A 17,919-nucleotide genomic window follows, 5' to 3' on the forward strand; every position below is an offset into this window, starting at 1 on the left:
GCCGCCCTTCACGCAAGCTTTCGGGACGATCCCAAACCGTAATCGCAAAATCCATGTCGCGACCATGTGGGCAAAATACGGCGGCGCGGGATTTCGGTTTCGAATGCCGGAAATAAAAGCACAGGGTGTTGTCGCCGTGCAACGCTGCTTCAGGTTGTGGGCGCCGGTGGGCATTTCAGCCTCCGGCCCCCGTTCCGCTTCTGGCCGAAGCAAACAGGGCAACGGCATTGGTTATGCTCTGGGTCGCCTTGTTGCGCCAATCGGCGCTGAGCAACTGCGCTTCGTCCTTGGCGTTCGACAGATAGCCGAGTTCGACCAGCACGGATGGAACGTCCGGCGCCTTCAGCACCTTGAAGCCGGCAGAACGCTGCGGGTTGTTGATCAGACCGACGCTGGTGGAAAGCTGGCCGACGAGAGTATGGGCGAAGCTCATCGAAAAATTATGCGTCTCGCGGCGGATCAGGTCGATCAGGATATCGGTCACTTCCTTGCTGTCGTCCTTGATCTCCATGCCGGCGAACTGGTCGGAAAGATTTTCACGGTCGGCAAGCGCCTGCGCCTCGGGATCGGAAGCCTTGTCGGACACGGTGTAGACGGTTGCACCGCGAATGCCCTTGAGGCTGATCGTGTCCGCATGGATCGAGATGAGCAGGTCGGCCTCATGCTGGCGGGCAATGCGCACGCGGTCGTCGAGCCGCAGGAACTCGTCCGTTTCGCGCGTCAGGAACACGTCGTATTTGCCGCTGGCGGCGAGCTTGTCGCGCAGTTCCATGGCAAAGGCGAGCGTCACGTTCTTTTCGACCGTACCGTTCAGGCCCTCGGCACCGCCGTCGATGCCGCCATGGCCGGGATCGACGACGACGGTGAAACGATGGCCCGGATTGGAGACCGGCCCGGTACCGACCCTGCCGGCCTTGTCGGCGGAGACCGTCGAGCCGGTCGTCAGCGCCTGATTAGCGAGCGCTGCGTCGAATTCTCGCTGCGAGGCCGCCGACATGTCGATGGCGATGCGGTAGCCGTTGCCGTCACCGTTCTTGAGCACGTCGAGATTGTCGACGGCGAACGGTCCCTTGCCGGTGAGAATCAGCCGCGATTTCCCCTCGCCGAGCTCGCCGTAACGCACGGCGCGGACAAGCCCGCGCGGCTTTACGTCCTTGGCATTGAGGGCGAATCTCGTGGCCGGCAGATCGATGACCAGGCGATCGGGGCCGCGCAGCAGGAACCATTTGATGTCGGGCTCGCGGTCGAAATTGATGACGATGCGCATCTTGGTGGCATCGCCGGCCATCTTGTAGCTTGTGGCAGCAAGCGGTGCGTCGGCAGCACGCGAAAGCGGCGAAAAGACCAGGCAAGCCAGGATCAGCGACAGCAGGCAGGCGGTGCGGAAGAACCAGCCTCCATGATGACGGCCCTTGTCTGCGAAGCTTGCCAGTCCCATCTTTCTACCAGTCGCTCCCGTTTTGGCGTCATGCCCGACCGCTTGTCGAAGGGCCCTGTTGCTTGTCAAAGTGCCGGCAGGCCGCGAACTCGATTAACGATTGGTATCCAGAGAAGGTTAACCAAGCCTTTTCATGGAAGGCTTGGGACCTGTGCTTCCGCTGCGGAACGGCTTTTTGCCGGCATCGGGAATCGGGGTTGCCTTCCAACCTGCCAAATCATAAAAGCGATGGTGGATCACTGCAATCCTGGAACCGTCCTCCTCCGCAGCTTCCTGCTACAGGTCAGACGCAAGACGGCTCCTTTCGCTTCAGGCGAAGAAGGCATCGGTGATCGCGACGATTTTCGCAGGCGTGCTCCCGTGGCGGGGGAATCGCCTGCGTGAGCAAAACGGCCGGGATTGTCCCGTGCCGGCTCTGTATGAGCAAACAAGCTGGTCCGGTTTTTCCCGGGCTTTGGTTCAAAAGGTTCTGCTGGTGACGATGGCTTCAAGCGCAATCATGGAAAGGTCCGCAACAAACCGCGCCACTACGGCTGCGGGCGGCACCGCCATGGCGCTCAGGCAGCGGCCGGCGGACGTTCAATTGTCCGGCACTCATGTTCCAGGTCCACGGCAGCGGGCATTGCCCCGCAAGCTGCGGCCGACGGCTGCCGGGAGGAAACGAAATAATGCCCAACAAAATGCTGATAGACGCCTCCCACCCGGAGGAAACACGCGTTGTCGTCGTTCGCGGTAACCGAATTGAAGAATTCGACTTTGAATCCCAGGACAAGAAGCAGCTCAAAGGAAATATCTATCTCGCCCGCGTAACGCGCGTCGAACCTTCCCTGCAGGCAGCCTTTGTCGAATATGGCGGCAACCGTCACGGTTTCCTCGCCTTCAGTGAAATACATCCCGACTACTACCAGATTCCGGTCGCCGACCGTCAGGCGCTGCTGCGTGCGGAAGCACAGGAAGCCCAGGACGAAGAGGACGAGGAAGCCGCCGAAGGCGAGGACCGCCAGAGCCGCGACCGTGGCAAGCGCGGACGCCGGCGCGGCGGCAAGAGCCGTGACCGCGGCGAGCACAGGCACGAGGCAGGCGCGTCCGACGGCGAGAACGGCGAAGGTGCCGTCGCAGAAAAGCTGGATGCCGCTACCGACAATGGCGAAACCATGTCCGACGTTGCTGGACAGAGCGAGGGTGCCGCCGGACAGAGCGATGAAGTCGCCGATCGCGGCGAGACCGAGCCGTCCGAAGGCGGTTCCAGTTCCATCGCTGCCAGCGTCGATGCCGACGTAATCTCGGAAGCCGTCCCGCAAGTCGAGCTAAGCGAAGCCGAGACGGGCGGGGCCGAGACAAGCGGCGAGGCAACCTCCGAAGACAATGATCGCGGCATGCTGGAAGAGGTGCAATCCTCGCATTCGGACGATCACGAGGTCGAATCGGTCGGCGCCGAAGACGCGCTGGAAGAAGTGCGCAACCGCCGCAAGCCGGTGCGCCGCCAGTACAAGATCCAGGAAGTGATCAAGCGCCGGCAGATCCTGCTGGTGCAGGTCGTCAAGGAAGAGCGCGGCAACAAGGGCGCGGCGCTGACCACCTATCTGTCGCTGGCCGGCCGCTATTCGGTGCTGATGCCGAACACGGCGCGCGGCGGCGGCATTTCGCGCAAGATCACCAATGCGCAGGACCGCAAGCGGCTGAAGGAAGTGGTCGCCGATCTCGAAGTGCCGCAGGGCATGGGTGTCATCCTGCGTACGGCCGGCGAAAGCCGCACCAAGGCAGAGATCAAGCGCGACTACGAATATTTGATGCGGCTTTGGGAAAACGTCCGCAATCTGACGCTGCAATCCACGGCCCCTGCCCTGGTTTACGAGGAAGGCAGCCTGATCAAGCGCTCGGTACGCGACCTTTACAACAAGGATATCGACGAGATCCTGGTTTCCGGCGAAGAAGGCTACCGCGAGGCCAAGGACTTCATGCGCATGCTGATGCCGAGCCACGCCAAGGTGGTTCAGCCGTTCCGCGACACGACGCCGATCTTTGTGCGCAACGGCATCGAAGCGCAGCTCGACCGCATGCTGCAGCCGCAGGTGACGCTGAAGAGCGGCGGCTACATCATCATCAACCAGACGGAAGCGCTGGTCGCCATCGACGTCAATTCGGGCCGTTCCACCAAGGAGCACTCGATCGAGGACACCGCGCTTCACACCAATCTGGAAGCTGCCGAGGAAGTCGCCCGGCAATTGAGGCTGCGCGATCTCGCCGGCCTCATCGTCATCGACTTCATCGACATGGAGGAGAACCGCAACAACCGCTCCGTCGAGAAGCGGCTGAAGGATCACCTCAAGAACGATCGTGCCCGCATCCAGGTCGGCCGCATCTCGCATTTCGGCCTGATGGAGATGTCGCGCCAGCGCATCCGTGCCAGCGTGCTGGAATCGACGATGAAGCCTTGCCCGCATTGCGGCGGCACCGGCCATGTGCGCTCCGATTCGTCGGTCGCGCTGATGGTGGTACGGGCAATCGAGGAATTCCTGCTCAAGGATTCGCGCAGCCACATCACGGTGCGGACGCCGGCAGCGACCGCACTCTATGTGCTCAATCACAAGCGCGGCACGCTGGTGGAATTCGAGCACCGCTTCGGTGTCACCATCACCATCGAAGCCGATGATACGGTCGGTGCACAACACTATGCCATCTTCCGCGGTGCGCTGGCCGAAAAGCCGGAAGGCTTCGTCGAGGCGCGCACCTTCCCGGCCTATGTCGAGCCGGAAGAACCCGAGGACGAGATCGTCATCGAGGAGGAAGACGAGGCACCGGTGCAGGCCGAGCAGCCACGCCTTGCGCCGCAGCCGCAGCAGCCAAGGTCCGGCGAGGACGGCGAAGGCCGCGATCGCAAGCGCCGCAAGCGCCGCAGACGGCGGGGCGGCAAGGATCGTGAACACGGGGATCGTGAACACGGGGATCGTGACCACCGGGACCGCGAACATGGCGCTGCTGTGGAAGGTGCTTCCGTTTCGGCGCCGACAGACGATGCGTTGGTAGCCGCCGGCGACCAAGGCGCCGAAGCGGGCCGTGAAGCGCCGGCCGGTGTTGCCGAAACGGCGGAAGCGGCGGACGACGGTCACGGCAAGAAGCGCCGGCGCGGCAAGCGCGGCGGCAAGCGCAATCGCCGTGAAGACGGCGAGGACAGCGTCGAAGCCAGCGCCGGCGAGCCAGCCGCCATGACGGAAGGTGCCGTGTCGGAAGCAGAGCCCGTGACCGGCGAACCGGAAGGTGCCCCGCCGGCGGAAGAGCTTGCGGTGCTTGCTCCGGCGAACGACGACATGCCGAGCGCCGAAAAGCCGAAGAAGCCGCGCCGCGCCGCCAAGCCGAAGAAGGTTGCGGCGGAAGCAGTTGCCGAGATTGCGGGCGCCGAGACATCGGCTGCCGAGGCCGCCTCAGTGGCTTCCGGCGAGACCCCCGCGCCGGTGTCGCCGGAGACCGAAGTGGCGGCTGCCGAGGAAACGCCGAAGGTCCGGCCGTCGCGGCGCAAGCCCGTACCGGTGGATGCTCCGGTCGTCCCGGTCGTCTCCTCGATCGTTCCCGACGAGGCAAAGACCGAGGAAGCAAAGGCCGAAGACAAGCCAAAGCGTGCCGGCTGGTGGCAGCGGAAGGGTTTTTTCTAAGCCTTTGCGTGCATTAGCCAGACTTTCTGATTGGAAAAGTCCCGCGTCGCCGATCGGCTGCGCGGGATTTTTTTGCCCCAATTGCAGGCGACGACACTATGGTGCGAAGATCGACCAGTTCATTATCTTCGCCAGTTTTTCCAGCGCGATCGAGCCCAGCCTGGAATTGCCGTTGGCATTGAGGCCAGGCGACCAGACGGCAAGCGAGGCGACGCCCGGCACGATTCCCAATATGCCGCCGCCAACGCCGCTCTTGCCGGGAATGCCGACGCGGAAAGCGAAGTCGCCGGAGCCGTCATAGTGGCCGCAGGTCAGCATCATCGCGCCGATGCGGCGCGCGCGCTCTGCCGAGACGACGGAATGCCCGGTCGCCGGGTTCTTGCCGCCATTGGCGAGGAAGCGGCCGGCCAGGGCCAGTTGCCGGCAGCTCATGGCGATAGCGCAATGGTGAAAGTAAACGCCCAGCGCCAGTTCCGGCGCATGGTGGAGATTGCCGAACGATTTCATGTAATTGGCAAGCGCGAAATTGCGAAAGCCAGTGGCGCGTTCGGACGCCGCGACCTCACGGTCGACGATGATCGTGTCGTCATCGGCCAGGAACTGGATAAAGCGCAGGATCTCGCCGATCGCCTCGCGCGGCTGATGGCCGGCAAGCAGGATGTCTGAGACCACGATGGCGCCGGCATTGATGAATGGATTGCGCGGAATGCCGTTCTCGTGCTCGAGCTGGACGATCGAGTTGAACGGATTGCCCGAAGGTTCGCGCCCAACCCGCTGCCACAGCGCGTCGCCGACATTGCCGAGCGCCAGCGTCAGCGTGAACACCTTTGAGATGCTCTGGATTGAAAACGCCTCGTCGGCGTCACCCGCGGTCAGCACGCGGCCGTCATTGGTCACCGCGGCGATGCCGAATTTTTTCGGATCGATCTTGCCGAGCTGGGGAATATAGCTGGCGACGTCGCCGCGATCGGTACGCTCCGCCATTTCGGTGGCGACCTCGCGCAAGGCCTGTTCAAGCTGGGGCGCCTGTTCAAGTTGAGACGCCTGTTCAAGCTCCGGCATCGTCGCCCCCCGCTACTTCAGCCAGCGTTCGATACGCGCCATCGCCTCGACCATGTCGTCGTGGCTGCCGGCGTAGGAAAAGCGCATCGTGCGATGGCCCTGCAGCGGGTCGAAATCGCGGCCGGGCGTCGCCGCCACATGCGCCTCGGCCAGCATCCGGCGCGCAAACGCCATGCTGTCATTGGTGTGCCTGGTGACGTCGCAGAAGGCGTAGAACGCGCCGTCCATGGGCGCGGCCAAAGCAAAGCCGAGCTCCGGCAGGCGTTGCATCAGGAGCTCGCGGTTCCAGGCATAGCGCGCCTTCACCGCTTCCAGCTCTGGCGTCGCCTTGAACGCCTCGATCGCGGCAATCTGGGACAGCTCGGGCGGCGAGATGTAGAGGCTCTGGGCGATGCGCTCGACCGGCCGCACCAGCTCCTGCGGCAGCACCATCCAGCCGATGCGCCAGCCGGTCATGCAATAATATTTCGAGAAGGAATTGATCACCGTCACATCCGCGCCGAAAGAAAGCGCGGTCGTGTCTGGCGCCGCATAGGCCAGCCGGTGATAGATTTCGTCCGAGATTACGGCGATGCCGAGCTCTTGCGCCGTCTTGACCAGCGCCTCGAGATCGCCGGCGGGAATGACCGCGCCGGTCGGGTTGGCCGGGCTGGCGAACAGCACGCCCTTCAGAGGTTTTTCGCGATGCGCAGCTTGCAGGTGCTCGGCATGGAGATAGGCGGCGCCGTCCAACTCGATCTCGGCGATGTCGATGCCGAGCGCGGCCATGATGTTGCGATAGGCCGGATAGCCGGGGGCGGCGATGGCGACGCGATCGCCTGGATCGAACATCGCCAAAAAAGCAAGGTTGAAGGCAGCCGACGATCCGGTGGTGACAGCTATCCGCTCGGGCGAAACGTCAAGCCCGTAATGCTCGCCATAATGCGCCGCGATCGCCTTGCGCAGACCGGCGAGGCCCAGCGCGTCGGTATAGCCGATGCGGCCTGCTTTCAACGCATTGGCGGCCGCTTCGCGAACCCCGGCCGGCGCCGGATCGGAAGGCTGGCCGACGGCCATGGATACGACCGGCAGGCCCTTGGCTTTCAGCCGATTCGCCTCGGCCAGGATGTCCATGGCGTGGAACGGTTCGACCGCGCCGCGGCGCGAAAGCGAAACAACCATTTTTCAATCCACCACACTTGTCCGCGCGTGCCGGCCATGCTGGCCGCGCCGCACAAATGCCCGATTGGTGTGGGGATCACAAGTTCGGTAAGTTTAGGCTGCTGACTTTTCATCCTTCGCCCACTCGTCTACCAGTGGACCTGCCATGTTGAGCCGACCCAAATCGACGATCGCCAGGACAGCGCGCGCTTTCGCGACGCTTGCGCTTGCCGCGGTGGTCGCCATGGCCGGCTCGGTCGATGCATTTGCGCAGAATGTGCCGGTGGTGCGCGATGCCGAGATCGAAGCGCTGGTACGCGACTACGCGCGGCCGATCTTCAAGGCGGCCGGCCTATCGGGCGACGCCATCAACATCGTGCTGGTCAACGATCAGAGCTTCAACGCCTTTGTTGCCGGGCGCCGCATGTTCATCAATACCGGCGCGCTGATGACGGCCGAAACGCCCAACGAGATCATCGGCGTCATCGCCCACGAGGCCGGCCATATCGCCGGCGGGCATCAGCAGAAACTGCGCGAGCAGCTCGAGCGTGCCAAGACGATGGCGATACTGGCGACGCTGCTTGGCGCCGGCGCCATGGTTGCCGGCGCCACCAGCAACAGCCGCGGCCTCGCTGGGGCCGGCATGGGCGTGATGGCCGGCGGCGGCGAGATGGCGCAACGCAGTATCCTAGCCTATCAGCGCACCGAAGAGATGACCGCCGACCGTTCGGCAATCGCTTATCTGAATGCAACCGGCCAGTCCGGCATGGGCATGCTGAAGACGTTCGGCCGTTTCCAGAACGCATTGTCGCTCTCTGGCGCGCAAGTCGATCCCTATCGCATCAGCCATCCGATGCCGCAGGAGCGTATCGCCAATCTCGAAGTGCTGGTGAAGCAGAGCCCTTACGTCGATAAAGTCGACCCGCCGGCACTGCAGCAGCGCCACGATATGATGCGCATCAAGATCGCCGCCTACATGCAAGGCCAGGCGGCGGCGTCACGATTGATGCGCAAGAACCCCGGCAGCCTCGCCTCGCGCTATGGCGACGCGCAGATGACCTATCTTTTCGGCAATCTGGCTTCGGCGCTCACCAAGACCAACGCGTTGATCAAGGAACAGCCGAAAAACCCGTATTTCCAGGAATTGCGCGGCGACATCCTGATGAAGGCGAACCGGCCGAAGGATGCTGCCGACGCCTATGCCAAGGCGGTCAGCCTCGATCCGGCGCGATCCGGGCTGCTGCCGGTCTCTTACGGCCAGGCGCTGATGGCCATCGGCACGGCGGATTCGCTGAAGAAGGCGGTGGCGCAGATCAACACCGGCCTCGGACGGGATCGCGAAAACGCCGACGGATACCGCTATCTGGCACAGGCTTACGGGGAACTCGGCAACATCCCGGCCGCCGAGCTTGCAACCGCCGAAGGGCATTTCTATTCCGGCGACTACAAGAATGCGAAGATCTTCGCCATGCGGGCGCAGCAGAGCATGAAGCGGGGCGAGCCGGGCTGGCTTCGCGCGCAGGACATTATAAACTACGCACCATCAGGTAAGAAGAAGTGAACCTTTCGGACGCAGGCTGCGATACAGCCAAAGCGAGCGGACCAGAACACGGGCAAGAGGATCGAGGATCATGACCAGGGCAATTCTGCTGGGCACTACCGGAGTGGCAGCGGCTCTCGCCATGCTGGCGTTCGGCTTCGTCGCCGGCAATCCGCAGATGGCGAAGGCCGGCACGGCGCAGCTTGCCCAGACGGCGTCCTCGGATACCAAGCTCGACCGCACCGAAGTCGAAGGCATCGTCCGCGACTATCTCCTGAAGAACCCGGAAGTGCTTCTGGAGGCACAGCAGGCACTCGAGGCCAAGCAGAAGGAAGAACAGCGCGTCGCCAGTCTCGGCGTCATCAAAGACGCCAAGGACCAGATCTTCAATTCCTCCTTTGACGGTGTTGTCGGAAATCCGAACGGCAAGGTCACCATCGTCGAATTCTATGATTATAATTGCGGCTACTGCAAACGCGCCATCGAAGACATGCGCGCGCTGACCAAGGCCGATCCGGACCTGCGCTTCGTGCTCAAGGAATTCCCGATCCTCGGCCCGGATTCGCAGAAGGCGAGCGTCGTCTCGATGGCCTTCCACTTGCTGAAGCCGGAGAAATACGGCGAATTCCACAACGCGCTGCTCGGCGGCCAAGGACGCGCCACCGAGGCGGCGGCAATCAAGGTGGCGCTGTCGCTCGGCGCCGACGAGACGGCGCTGCGCGAAAAGATGAAGGACCCGAGCATCACCGAGGCCTTCTCCAAGACCTATGATCTCGCCACCAAGCTCGCAATCACCGGAACGCCGTCCTACGTGGTCGGCAACGAGGTTGTGTTCGGCGCGCTTGGCCAGGAAGTGCTGGCCGAAAAGATCGAGGCGGCGAAGGCGGCGCTCTGATTAGCGTTCGGGTTTCGATTAGGGCTACGGGTTTCCGGCGCGGGCCGTTTTCCGGCTGTTGTGGACGGAGAAAGAACGCACTTGCGCTCTTTTCGCCAGCGTCTATGCCCATTATAGAGGGTCCGGCGCGCCGGCTTAGCCGCGCCGGGAAAGGTCGGCATTTTTTGAAAACGGTTTTCGTCCTGAACGGCCCCAATCTCAACGCGCTCGGCAAGCGCGAGCCGGGCATCTATGGCGGCAAGACGCTTGCCGCGATCGCCGACGACTGCAAGCAGGCAGGTGCCGCACTTGGGCTGGAGATCGATTTCCGCCAGTCGAACCATGAGGGCGACCTCGTCGACTGGATCCAGGAGGCCGCCGACAAGGCCGCCGCAATCGTCATCAATCCGGGCGCCTACGGCCATACCTCGATCGCCATTCACGATGCCATCCGCGCCGTCGCGCCGCTGCCGGTGGCTGAGGTGCATCTCTCCAACATCCACGCGCGGGAACCATTCCGCCACGTCTCCATGGTCGCGCCGGTCGCCGTCGGCATGATCTGCGGGTTCGGGCCGCTCGGCTACACGCTGGCGCTGCAGGCGCTGGCTGCACGCCTATGACCGGCCAACAAACAGAAGGCTCGAAAATGTCGATAAAGAAGAACGGTGTTGACCAGCAGCTGATCCGCGATCTGGCGGGCATACTGAACGACACCAACCTGACCGAGATCGAGGTCGAGCTGGGCGATCTGAAGGTGCGCGTCTCGCGGCAGGCGCCGGCCGTCCATGCTGTCGCCGCAGCGCAGCCGGCCCACGCGCCGGCAGCCGCGCAGCCCGCGGCAGCCGCCGTGCCGGCGGCGCCCGACGTGTCGAAGAACGCCGTCGCCTCGCCGATGGTCGGCACAGCCTATCTGGCGCCGTCGCCCGACGCCAAGGCGTTCATCGAGGTCGGACAGAAAGTCAAGGAAGGCCAGACGCTGCTGATCATCGAGGCGATGAAGACGATGAACCAGATCCCCTCGCCGCGCGCCGGCACGGTGACGGCGATCCTGTTCGAAGACGCGCAGCCGGTCGAATATGGCATGCCGCTTGTCGTGATCGAGTAGAGCCGGGAACAGGCGAAAGATGTTCCAGAAAATCCTCATCGCCAATCGCGGCGAAATCGCCCTCAGGGTGCTGCGCGCCTGCAAGGAGCTCGGCATCCAGACGGTGGTGGTGCATTCGACCGCCGACGCCGACGCCATGCATGTGCGTCTCGCCGACGAGAGCGTCTGCATCGGCCCGCCGCCGTCGCGCGACAGCTATCTAAACATCCACCAGATCGTCGCCGCCTGCGAGATCACCGGCGCCGACGCAGTGCATCCCGGCTACGGTTTTCTGTCGGAGAACGCCAAGTTCGCCGACATCCTCGCCGCGCACAACATCACCTTCATCGGCCCGACCGGCGACCATATCCGCATTATGGGTGACAAGATCGAGGCCAAGCGCACGGCAAAGCGCCTCGGCATCCCCGTGGTGCCCGGCTCCGACGGTGCGGTCACCGAGGACAAAGAAGCCAAGCGCATTGCCGCCGCGATCGGCTACCCCGTGATCATCAAGGCGTCGGCCGGCGGCGGCGGGCGCGGCATGAAAGTGGCGCATAGCGAGGCCGACCTCGAGGTGGCGCTGCAGACGGCACGCTCGGAGGCGGGTGCGGCCTTCGGCGACGACGCCGTCTACATCGAGAAATATCTGCAGAAGCCGCGCCATATCGAAGTGCAGGTGTTCGGCGATGGCGCCGGGCGCGGCGTGCATTTCGGCGAGCGCGACTGCTCGCTGCAGCGCCGCCACCAGAAGGTCTGGGAAGAAGCGCCCTCGCCGGCGCTCAATGCCGAGGAGCGCGCGCATATTGGCGGCGTCTGCGCCAGGGCGATCGCCGATCTCGGCTATTCCGGCGCCGGCACCATCGAATTCCTCTATGAGGACGGCGAGTTCTATTTCATCGAGATGAACACGCGCCTGCAGGTCGAACATCCGGTGACCGAGGCGATCACCGGCATCGATCTCGTGCACGAGCAGATCCGCGTCGCCTCGGGCGGCGGGCTTTCGGTGCGCCAGGAGGATATCCGCTTCCACGGCCATGCCATCGAATGCCGCATCAACGCCGAGGATCCGCGGACCTTCACCCCCTCGCCGGGCACCATCACCCACTTTCACACGCCGGGCGGCCTCGGTATCCGCGTCGATTCCGGCGTCTATTCGGGCTACAAGATCCCACCCTACTACGACAGCCTGATCGGCAAGCTGATCGTGCACGGCCGCAACCGCGTCGAGTGCATGATGCGGCTGCGGCGCGCGCTCGACGAATTCGTCGTCGACGGCATCAAAACGACGCTGCCGCTGTTTCGCGACCTCGTTGGCAACGCCGACATCGCCAATGGCGACTACGATATCCATTGGCTGGAAAAATACCTGGCCGAAGGCGAGTGATACAGGGGCGAAGCGATGACTCGTCCCTACGCACCCGGTTATCGCATCCCGACCGACCTTTTGCTCAAAGCCTATGCCTCCGGCGTCTTCCCGATGGCCGAAAGCGCCAATGACCCCGAAGTATTCTGGGTGCGGCCGGAGACGCGCGGCATCATTCCGCTCGACGGGTTCCACATACCGAAAAGCCTGAGAAAGACGATTCGCAAGAACCTGTTCGAGTTCCGCATCGATTTCGACTTCGAGGCGACGATCGAGGCCTGCGCCGAAAGGCGCGAGGAACGCCGGTCGACCTGGATCAACGCGCCGATCCGCGAAGCCTATATCGAGCTGCATCGGATGGGCCATTGCCATTCGGTCGAGGCCTGGCACAACGACCGGTTGGTCGGCGGGCTCTACGGCGTATCGCTCGGCCGCGTGTTTTTCGGCGAGAGCATGTTCGCCAGGGAGACCGACGCGTCAAAGGCCTGCCTGGTTCACCTCGTCGAACGCCTGAAGGCGCGCGGCTTTGCACTGCTCGACACGCAGTTCACCACCGAGCATCTCAAACGCTTCGGCGCAATCGACGTGCCGCGCGGCAAATACGAGAAGATGCTGGCCGAGGCGCTGAAGGGCGAGGCCTCGTTTTTTCCATAACCTGGAATGGCTCATCATTTCAAAGAAACGCAATTCCGGACGGCAAGCCGTTCACACTCTTCCTGGAATTGCTCTATCGGCCGCTCAGCTTTTTGCTGCCGTCGGCAGCGGCGTCTGTGCGTGAAACATCATTTTCCAGCCATTGACGCGGTGGACATAGCCAGTACTGACCAGCGCCGCATAGGCTTCGCCATTTTGCCGGGTCGCACGCGCCTCGTAGGTCAGCATGACGATGTCGCTGCCCGGCTCGATGATGCCCTTGAGGTCGATGTCGAGATCGCGCCAGCGGTTCGGGTCCGTGGCGGTTTCGGCCAGATCGGTATTGCTCATCACCCGCGCCATCTGCGGGAAGGCCACCAGGCATTCGGTATCGGCATTGGCCTTGAAGTAGTCGGCGTCGCCGCTCCAGAATCCCCTTTCGATGTCGAGAAGTTCGTTCTTGTTGGCCATCATCATGGCAACCTCCTCCGTAGAGAGGCACCAACGCTCGGGGAACGCGGCGGTTCCGCGGGGCGCGGTATCCGCCGCGCGCTGACAGATTCTAGTTGGTTTTGGGGGCGGCGGGTGCCGGCACGTCGGACTTCTGCTTGCAGCCCTTCAGCCAGATATCATAGACGGCATGCTCGACGGCGTTGATCCCGGGGCTTTCGGCAAACATCCAGCCGGTGAAGATACGGCGTATCTTCCGGTCGAGCGTGATCTCGTCGACCTCGACGAACGAATCCGTCTTCGGCTCTTCGTTTTCGGGCCGTGAATAGCAGATGCGCGGCGTCACCTGCAAAGCGCCGAACTGCACCGTCTCGTCGATATAGACATCGAAGGTGATGATCCGGCCGGTGATCTTGTCGATGCCGGCGAATTCAGCGACGGGATTGGTGAGGCGTTCGGATACTGCCGGTGCTGCAGGCGCCACCGACGCGTCAGGCGCAGGCGGCGCCAATTCCTGCGCAGCAGCAAGCGCCGCCATGGAAGCGAGAACGACCGCGGTTAATCCGCCCGTCAAAATTCGGCTGAACATGCTCATGCAAGGTCCGGTGATTTGCGCCCGGGTGATTCTCTTAACGCCAAGGCTAGTTGCTGCTGTCGGATCAGCAAGCAACTAAACAGTAATTGTGGCGACAAAGGACCGCCCGCGTGGGGACCGCCTCCGTGGGGGACTGCGGCCTGTCGCGGCGATCGATCACGAACCGGGCGTCCAGGCGTCGTAGTCGCCCGTCACCTGCGGACGATGCCGGTTGGTCAGCACCGAGCCCTTCGGCCGATAGGCTGCGGGGCTGCCGGTGAGGTTCGGCACATGCGGCTTTTGCCAGTCGCGTGGCTTGTAGTCTTCGCTTGGCGGCGGAACGTCTACACGGTGATGGATCCAGCCATGCCAGCCGGGCGGAATCGCCGAGGCTTCCGAATAGTCGCGGTAGATGACCCAGCGGCGGGTGCGGCCTTCCGAATCGACGCCGCCCTCATAGTAGACGTTGCCGACCTCGTCCTGCCCGACCTTCTTGCCATGCCGCCAGGTGTGAAAGCGCGTTCCCAATGTCTGGCTGTTCCACCAGGTGAAAAACTGCAGAAGGAAAGTCTTCATCCAAATCCTCGTGGCAAGTCCTTGTGGCAAGTCCTCGCGGCGGCTGCGGCGCCTGTTCCTGCTTATGGCGTCACGGCATTGCGAAGGCAAGGGTCTTGCCGCAACCGGCGAGCAAAATGGCTGACGGAAAAGCGATACGTTCACGCTATTTTCGCGGCCGTCCGAAGCAGATCAAATAAGTTGTTGGTAACCTTACGCAGCGTTATTCTAGCAGTTGATGCTTCGTTGCCTAGGACGGCAAATGAGAGGGGTTTATGTCATCGCTGGCGCGCACGGCCGGTCGCGCATTGCCGCAGGTCGTTGAGGCGATCTACGATTCGATTGCCGACGTCGACCGCTGGCAGGCGACACTCGAGGCCATCTGCAATCTGGCGGAAGGCCGGCTTGCCATGCTCGCCGTCATCGACACGATCAGCAGCTCTGCGCGGTTTTCGGTGTCCTGCGGCGATCCCGCAGTTCTTGAGCCGTTGAAGCATGACTACGGCTCGCAAGTACCGTTCTATGCGGCGGTTCCCAAGATGGAGATCGACGTGCCCTTCACCGTCGATTCGATCTACACCCTGCAAGGCCCGGATACGCGACAGAGATGGCTCGAAAGCCGCATCGTGCGCGAATGGGTACAACCCAACCGGCTGGATGATTTCTTCTGGGTGGCGTTGATGAAGCGGCCGACCCGGATCGGCACGCTAATGGTGGTGACCGACAAGGACAGACGCCAGATTTCCCGCGAGGATCTCGAGCTTGTCTGCCTGCTGGCGCCGCATGTGCGGCGCGCAGTGACCATCGGCGACCTGTTCGAGGCCGAGCGGCGAAAGGCCGAAATCTTCCGTTCCATCATCGAAAGCCTCGACCATCCGGTGCTGATCGTCGCCGAAGACATGACCATCATCTTCGCCAACCCGTCAGCCGAAGCGCTGCTCGCCGAAAACATTTCGGTCGCTTGCGTGCGCGGACAGCTTTCATTCACCTATGCCAACGCCAATGCCGCAATCGGCCGTGCCGTCCATCTCGGCACGCGCGACGAATTCGCACTCGGACCTTGCGGCATTAACATTCCGCTGGCCAAGACGGCTGTTCCGGCGGTGGCCCATGTTATGCCGCTGGCGCGGCGTGAAATCTCGACGCGCATCTCGCAGCGCGCCGCCGCAGCGATCTTCATCGCCGCGGCCGGTTCGACACCGACCCCGGCGCTGGATGCCATTGCGGCGCTGTTCGGACTGACCGCGGCAGAAAGGCGAGTCGCCGGTCACGTTGCCGCCGGCCTGACGCGAAAGGAAATCGCCGCGGCCGGCGGCGTCTCGGACGGCACCGTCAAGTCGCAGTTGGCGACGATCTTCGACAAGACCGGCACCGGCGATCAGCGCGAGCTCGAACTCTTGATGCGCGAATTGTCACCGCCGTTGCGCTCCAGTTGATTTGCGCAGATTCTCGAACCGGCGGTGGTCCAAAGGACTCGGTCGGTAAGTTTTTCAAACTTTGACACCATCGTCGGCAAAATCTGGGAAACGAAACCCGGCATCGTTGCAATTCGGCCAAAATCGTGGTGCGGTCGTTCGCGGTCCAGAAACGCGGCACTCTGCTCGGCTGGAAAGAAAATGGTTTCTGGCGCGGATCTCGATCTTTGACACCGACATCTACCGAGCGGCTGCTCCCCTACCTCTTTTTGCTTGGGCTGATCGTAATCGCAGTCGCTTTCCGGCCACTGCTGCCCGTCGACGAAACGCGATATCTCAGCGTCACCTGGGAAATGTATCTGAGCGGACAGATCTTCGTCCCGACCATGAATTTCGCGCCCTATCTGCAGAAACCGCCGCTGCTGTTTTGGCTTATCGACCTTGTCTGGAAGATTTTCGGCGCCAGCCGGCCGGCCGCGATGCTGGTCATCTTCGCCGCCTCCTCGCTCGTCATCTGGCTGACGACGGCTTTGGCAAAGACCCTGTTTCCGGGCCGCGACGACATCGCACGGCGCATCCCCTGGCTGGTTGCTGGAAGCTGCGTGTTCGTCATCTATTCGACGCTGATCCTATTCGACCTGTTGCTGACGGTCTTTGTGCTCGCCGCGCTGTTGTCGTTGATTGCCTTTGCCCGGAGCGGCAATCGCTGGCAGGCCGTTCTGGCCGGGCTGTTCATCGGCATGGGCGTGCTGACGAAAGGCCCGGTGGTGCTGATCCATATCGGCGCGCCCATCCTGTTCTACCCGTTCTGGCGCGACCGACGGGCGGGACTGACGACACCGAACTTCCTCGCTGGAGTGGGCCTGGCAGTGCTTGCCGCGCTGATTCCGGTGGCGATCTGGCTGGTGCCGGCGACGATCCTGACAAAGGGCAGTTTCGTCTATGATCTGGTCTGGAACCAATCGGCGGGGCGCGTCACCGGCAATTTGCGCAATTCGCACGGCCGGCCGTTCTATTTCTATCTGCTGCTGCTGCCGGTCATGTTCATACCGTGGATCTTCATACCCGAGGTCTGGCGGTTGAAGCTGCGCACGCGGATACGCAGCCTGATCGAGACGAAGTCGCCGGATCTGCGCGCCTTGCGCCTGCTGTCGTTCTCGTTCGTTGCCGTGTTGCTGGCGTTCAGCGCGATATCCGGCAAGCAGCCTCACTATGTCGTGCCGATGTTGCCGTTCGTGACCATCCTGTTCGGCTATTTCATGGCGGAGATCCCGCTCGCCAGGCTGAAAAGCTCGGCCGTCGTCATGCTTGTCATTTTCGGCATCGGCCACGCGGTGGCATCGGCAACCGCGTTCAAACGCTATGACCTGACGCCGCTCGCCAACTTCATCGACGAGCGAAAGGATGCGGACTGGGCCGTGGCTTTCGACTATCAAGGCGAAGTCGGCTTCCTGGCCGGGTTGCAAAGGCCGTTCGAAAGCACCGACAAACCGGAAGAATGGCTTGGCTCGCATCCCAGCGGCTATGTTATTGACAAGGTTTCCAAGGATCCCGGCACTGCAGGGCAAATCGCGTTCCGGCTTCGCGTCGAACGCGGCTATCTCGTCGTGCTGAAGGGACAGCATTGACGATCGTCACCGGTATGCGAGTTCGTCCCCCGCGCGGGAGATGAAGGCGTTGCTGCTTCGTGGTTCCATCGCTCGATAGAACCGGGAGGTATTCATGCGCAAACTCATCTCGACGACGCTTTTTGCCTTATCGCTCGCTGTGGCCGGCCTTGCCGCCGGTCCGGCATGGAGCTTCAAATGTCAGTCCGGAACGATCGGGCAAGGCAGTTGCTCCTGCTCCGGGACCGCCGACTGCACCGATATGCGGCATTCCAAAATGTGCAAGGGCGACCTGAACTGCGGTTCGGGCAAGTGCTCCTGCACGGCTGCATTGGTAGTCGACCCCGGCCCGAAAACCCCCAAGCCCAAGGTCGTCGCGCCGAAGGCGACAACCAAAGGCGTCGTGAAGCAGTAGATGTCCGACCCGAAAGGACGGCGGCTCGACGTCGCTGGGCCGGCCCGATGTTTCGCGGTTCATCCCCCGTGCGGGCGATGAACCGCTATCGAAGAAGTGCTGGCGTCTAGCCGGAGGGT

Annotated in this window: 16 protein-coding genes; 10 read left to right on the forward strand and 6 right to left on the reverse strand. The window is 62.8% G+C overall.

From position 1 onward, the window contains the following. Nucleotides 1-175: 175 nt before the first annotated feature. A complete protein-coding gene (locus NKJ84_RS24265; protein WP_352508563.1) occupies nt 176-1,438 on the reverse strand; it encodes an N-acetylmuramoyl-L-alanine amidase in 1,263 nt (420 codons plus the stop codon). A gap of 668 nt (nt 1,439-2,106) precedes the next feature. Between NKJ84_RS24265 and NKJ84_RS24270 the strand changes: the two genes are divergently transcribed. After that, nucleotides 2,107-5,088 (forward strand): Rne/Rng family ribonuclease, encoded by a 2,982-nt coding sequence (locus NKJ84_RS24270; RefSeq protein WP_352508564.1) that lies wholly within the window; start codon nt 2,107-2,109, stop codon nt 5,086-5,088. 96 nt (nt 5,089-5,184) lie between these two features. On the opposite strand, the gene NKJ84_RS24275 is transcribed toward NKJ84_RS24270, so the two are convergent. Together NKJ84_RS24275 and NKJ84_RS24280 are read right to left on the reverse strand one after the other, a co-directional pair. Beyond that, nucleotides 5,185-6,150 (reverse strand): glutaminase, encoded by a 966-nt coding sequence (locus NKJ84_RS24275; protein ID WP_254817099.1) that lies wholly within the window; start codon nt 6,148-6,150, stop codon nt 5,185-5,187. 12 nt (nt 6,151-6,162) lie between these two features. After that, on the reverse strand, nt 6,163-7,311 hold the full coding sequence (locus tag NKJ84_RS24280) for a pyridoxal phosphate-dependent aminotransferase (RefSeq protein ID WP_352508565.1): 1,149 nt from the start codon (nt 7,309-7,311) through the stop codon (nt 6,163-6,165). Nucleotides 7,312-7,456: 145 nt separating this feature from the next. Between NKJ84_RS24280 and NKJ84_RS24285 the strand changes: the two genes are divergently transcribed. From NKJ84_RS24285 to aat, 6 genes are all read left to right on the forward strand, one after another. Continuing rightward, nucleotides 7,457-8,851, forward strand: a complete 1,395-nt coding sequence (locus NKJ84_RS24285) for a M48 family metalloprotease (protein ID WP_352508566.1) — start codon at nt 7,457-7,459, stop codon at nt 8,849-8,851. 70 nt (nt 8,852-8,921) lie between these two features. Next, nucleotides 8,922-9,725 (forward strand): DsbA family protein, encoded by an 804-nt coding sequence (locus NKJ84_RS24290; RefSeq protein ID WP_352508567.1) that lies wholly within the window; start codon nt 8,922-8,924, stop codon nt 9,723-9,725. A gap of 164 nt (nt 9,726-9,889) precedes the next feature. After that, complete coding sequence (gene aroQ, locus NKJ84_RS24295) at nt 9,890-10,324, forward strand: type II 3-dehydroquinate dehydratase (protein ID WP_031211260.1); 435 nt, start codon at nt 9,890-9,892, stop codon at nt 10,322-10,324. A gap of 26 nt (nt 10,325-10,350) precedes the next feature. Then, a complete protein-coding gene (gene accB, locus NKJ84_RS24300; protein ID WP_352477448.1) occupies nt 10,351-10,809 on the forward strand; it encodes an acetyl-CoA carboxylase biotin carboxyl carrier protein in 459 nt (152 codons plus the stop codon). A 19-nt stretch (nt 10,810-10,828) separates the two neighbouring features. Continuing rightward, on the forward strand, nt 10,829-12,172 hold the full coding sequence (gene accC, locus NKJ84_RS24305; protein ID WP_352477446.1) for an acetyl-CoA carboxylase biotin carboxylase subunit: 1,344 nt from the start codon (nt 10,829-10,831) through the stop codon (nt 12,170-12,172). A 15-nt stretch (nt 12,173-12,187) separates the two neighbouring features. After that, nucleotides 12,188-12,805, forward strand: a complete 618-nt coding sequence (gene aat / locus NKJ84_RS24310; RefSeq protein ID WP_352477444.1) for a leucyl/phenylalanyl-tRNA--protein transferase — start codon at nt 12,188-12,190, stop codon at nt 12,803-12,805. Nucleotides 12,806-12,889: 84 nt separating this feature from the next. On the opposite strand, the gene NKJ84_RS24315 is transcribed toward aat, so the two are convergent. From NKJ84_RS24315 to NKJ84_RS24325, 3 genes are all read right to left on the reverse strand, one after another. Further along, nucleotides 12,890-13,258, reverse strand: coding sequence for a hypothetical protein (locus tag NKJ84_RS24315; RefSeq protein WP_352508588.1), 369 nt, complete (start codon nt 13,256-13,258; stop codon nt 12,890-12,892). Between the two features lie 88 nt (nt 13,259-13,346). Then, nucleotides 13,347-13,829 carry a DUF2155 domain-containing protein gene (locus NKJ84_RS24320; protein ID WP_352508568.1) on the reverse strand — a complete coding sequence of 161 codons (483 nt, stop codon included), beginning with the start codon at nt 13,827-13,829 and terminating at the stop codon, nt 13,347-13,349. 156 nt (nt 13,830-13,985) lie between these two features. Then, the gene (locus tag NKJ84_RS24325) at nt 13,986-14,384 is read right to left on the reverse strand and encodes an NADH:ubiquinone oxidoreductase subunit NDUFA12 (protein WP_254817092.1); all 399 of its coding nucleotides are present in this window, start codon (nt 14,382-14,384) and stop codon (nt 13,986-13,988) included. A gap of 254 nt (nt 14,385-14,638) precedes the next feature. On the opposite strand from NKJ84_RS24325, the gene NKJ84_RS24330 reads away from it, so the two are divergent. The 3 genes from NKJ84_RS24330 to NKJ84_RS24340 all read left to right on the forward strand — a co-directional run bounded on the left by NKJ84_RS24330 (nt 14,639) and on the right by NKJ84_RS24340 (nt 17,800). Then, a complete protein-coding gene (locus tag NKJ84_RS24330) occupies nt 14,639-15,799 on the forward strand; it encodes a helix-turn-helix transcriptional regulator (protein WP_352508569.1) in 1,161 nt (386 codons plus the stop codon). A gap of 206 nt (nt 15,800-16,005) precedes the next feature. Continuing rightward, the gene (locus NKJ84_RS24335; protein ID WP_352508570.1) at nt 16,006-17,406 is read left to right on the forward strand and encodes an ArnT family glycosyltransferase; all 1,401 of its coding nucleotides are present in this window, start codon (nt 16,006-16,008) and stop codon (nt 17,404-17,406) included. Nucleotides 17,407-17,500: 94 nt separating this feature from the next. Next, nucleotides 17,501-17,800, forward strand: coding sequence for a hypothetical protein (locus NKJ84_RS24340; protein WP_352508571.1), 300 nt, complete (start codon nt 17,501-17,503; stop codon nt 17,798-17,800). The last annotated feature ends 119 nt before the right edge of the window (nt 17,801-17,919 follow it).

The sequence above is a fragment of the Mesorhizobium sp. M0048 genome, from assembly GCF_040323405.1.
Taxonomy (GTDB): Bacteria; Pseudomonadota; Alphaproteobacteria; order Rhizobiales; family Rhizobiaceae; genus Mesorhizobium.

Excerpts from the sequence above, each read along its gene's own strand:
- NKJ84_RS24315 (WP_352508588.1), bottom strand. The coding sequence starts at position 13,258 with ATGATGGCCAACAAGAACGAACTTCTCGACATCGAAAGGGGATTCTGG.
- accC (WP_352477446.1), top strand. The coding sequence starts at position 10,829 with ATGTTCCAGAAAATCCTCATCGCCAATCGCGGCGAAATCGCCCTCAGG.
- NKJ84_RS24325 (WP_254817092.1), bottom strand. The coding sequence starts at position 14,384 with ATGAAGACTTTCCTTCTGCAGTTTTTCACCTGGTGGAACAGCCAGACA.
- NKJ84_RS24275 (WP_254817099.1), bottom strand. The coding sequence starts at position 6,150 with ATGCCGGAGCTTGAACAGGCGTCTCAACTTGAACAGGCGCCCCAGCTT.
- aat (WP_352477444.1), top strand. The coding sequence starts at position 12,188 with ATGACTCGTCCCTACGCACCCGGTTATCGCATCCCGACCGACCTTTTG.
- NKJ84_RS24330 (WP_352508569.1), top strand. The coding sequence starts at position 14,639 with ATGTCATCGCTGGCGCGCACGGCCGGTCGCGCATTGCCGCAGGTCGTT.
- NKJ84_RS24285 (WP_352508566.1), top strand. The coding sequence starts at position 7,457 with ATGTTGAGCCGACCCAAATCGACGATCGCCAGGACAGCGCGCGCTTTC.
- NKJ84_RS24340 (WP_352508571.1), top strand. The coding sequence starts at position 17,501 with ATGCGCAAACTCATCTCGACGACGCTTTTTGCCTTATCGCTCGCTGTG.
- NKJ84_RS24265 (WP_352508563.1), bottom strand. The coding sequence starts at position 1,438 with ATGGGACTGGCAAGCTTCGCAGACAAGGGCCGTCATCATGGAGGCTGG.
- NKJ84_RS24290 (WP_352508567.1), top strand. The coding sequence starts at position 8,922 with ATGACCAGGGCAATTCTGCTGGGCACTACCGGAGTGGCAGCGGCTCTC.
- NKJ84_RS24280 (WP_352508565.1), bottom strand. The coding sequence starts at position 7,311 with ATGGTTGTTTCGCTTTCGCGCCGCGGCGCGGTCGAACCGTTCCACGCC.
- NKJ84_RS24270 (WP_352508564.1), top strand. The coding sequence starts at position 2,107 with ATGCCCAACAAAATGCTGATAGACGCCTCCCACCCGGAGGAAACACGC.
- NKJ84_RS24320 (WP_352508568.1), bottom strand. The coding sequence starts at position 13,829 with ATGAGCATGTTCAGCCGAATTTTGACGGGCGGATTAACCGCGGTCGTT.
- accB (WP_352477448.1), top strand. The coding sequence starts at position 10,351 with ATGTCGATAAAGAAGAACGGTGTTGACCAGCAGCTGATCCGCGATCTG.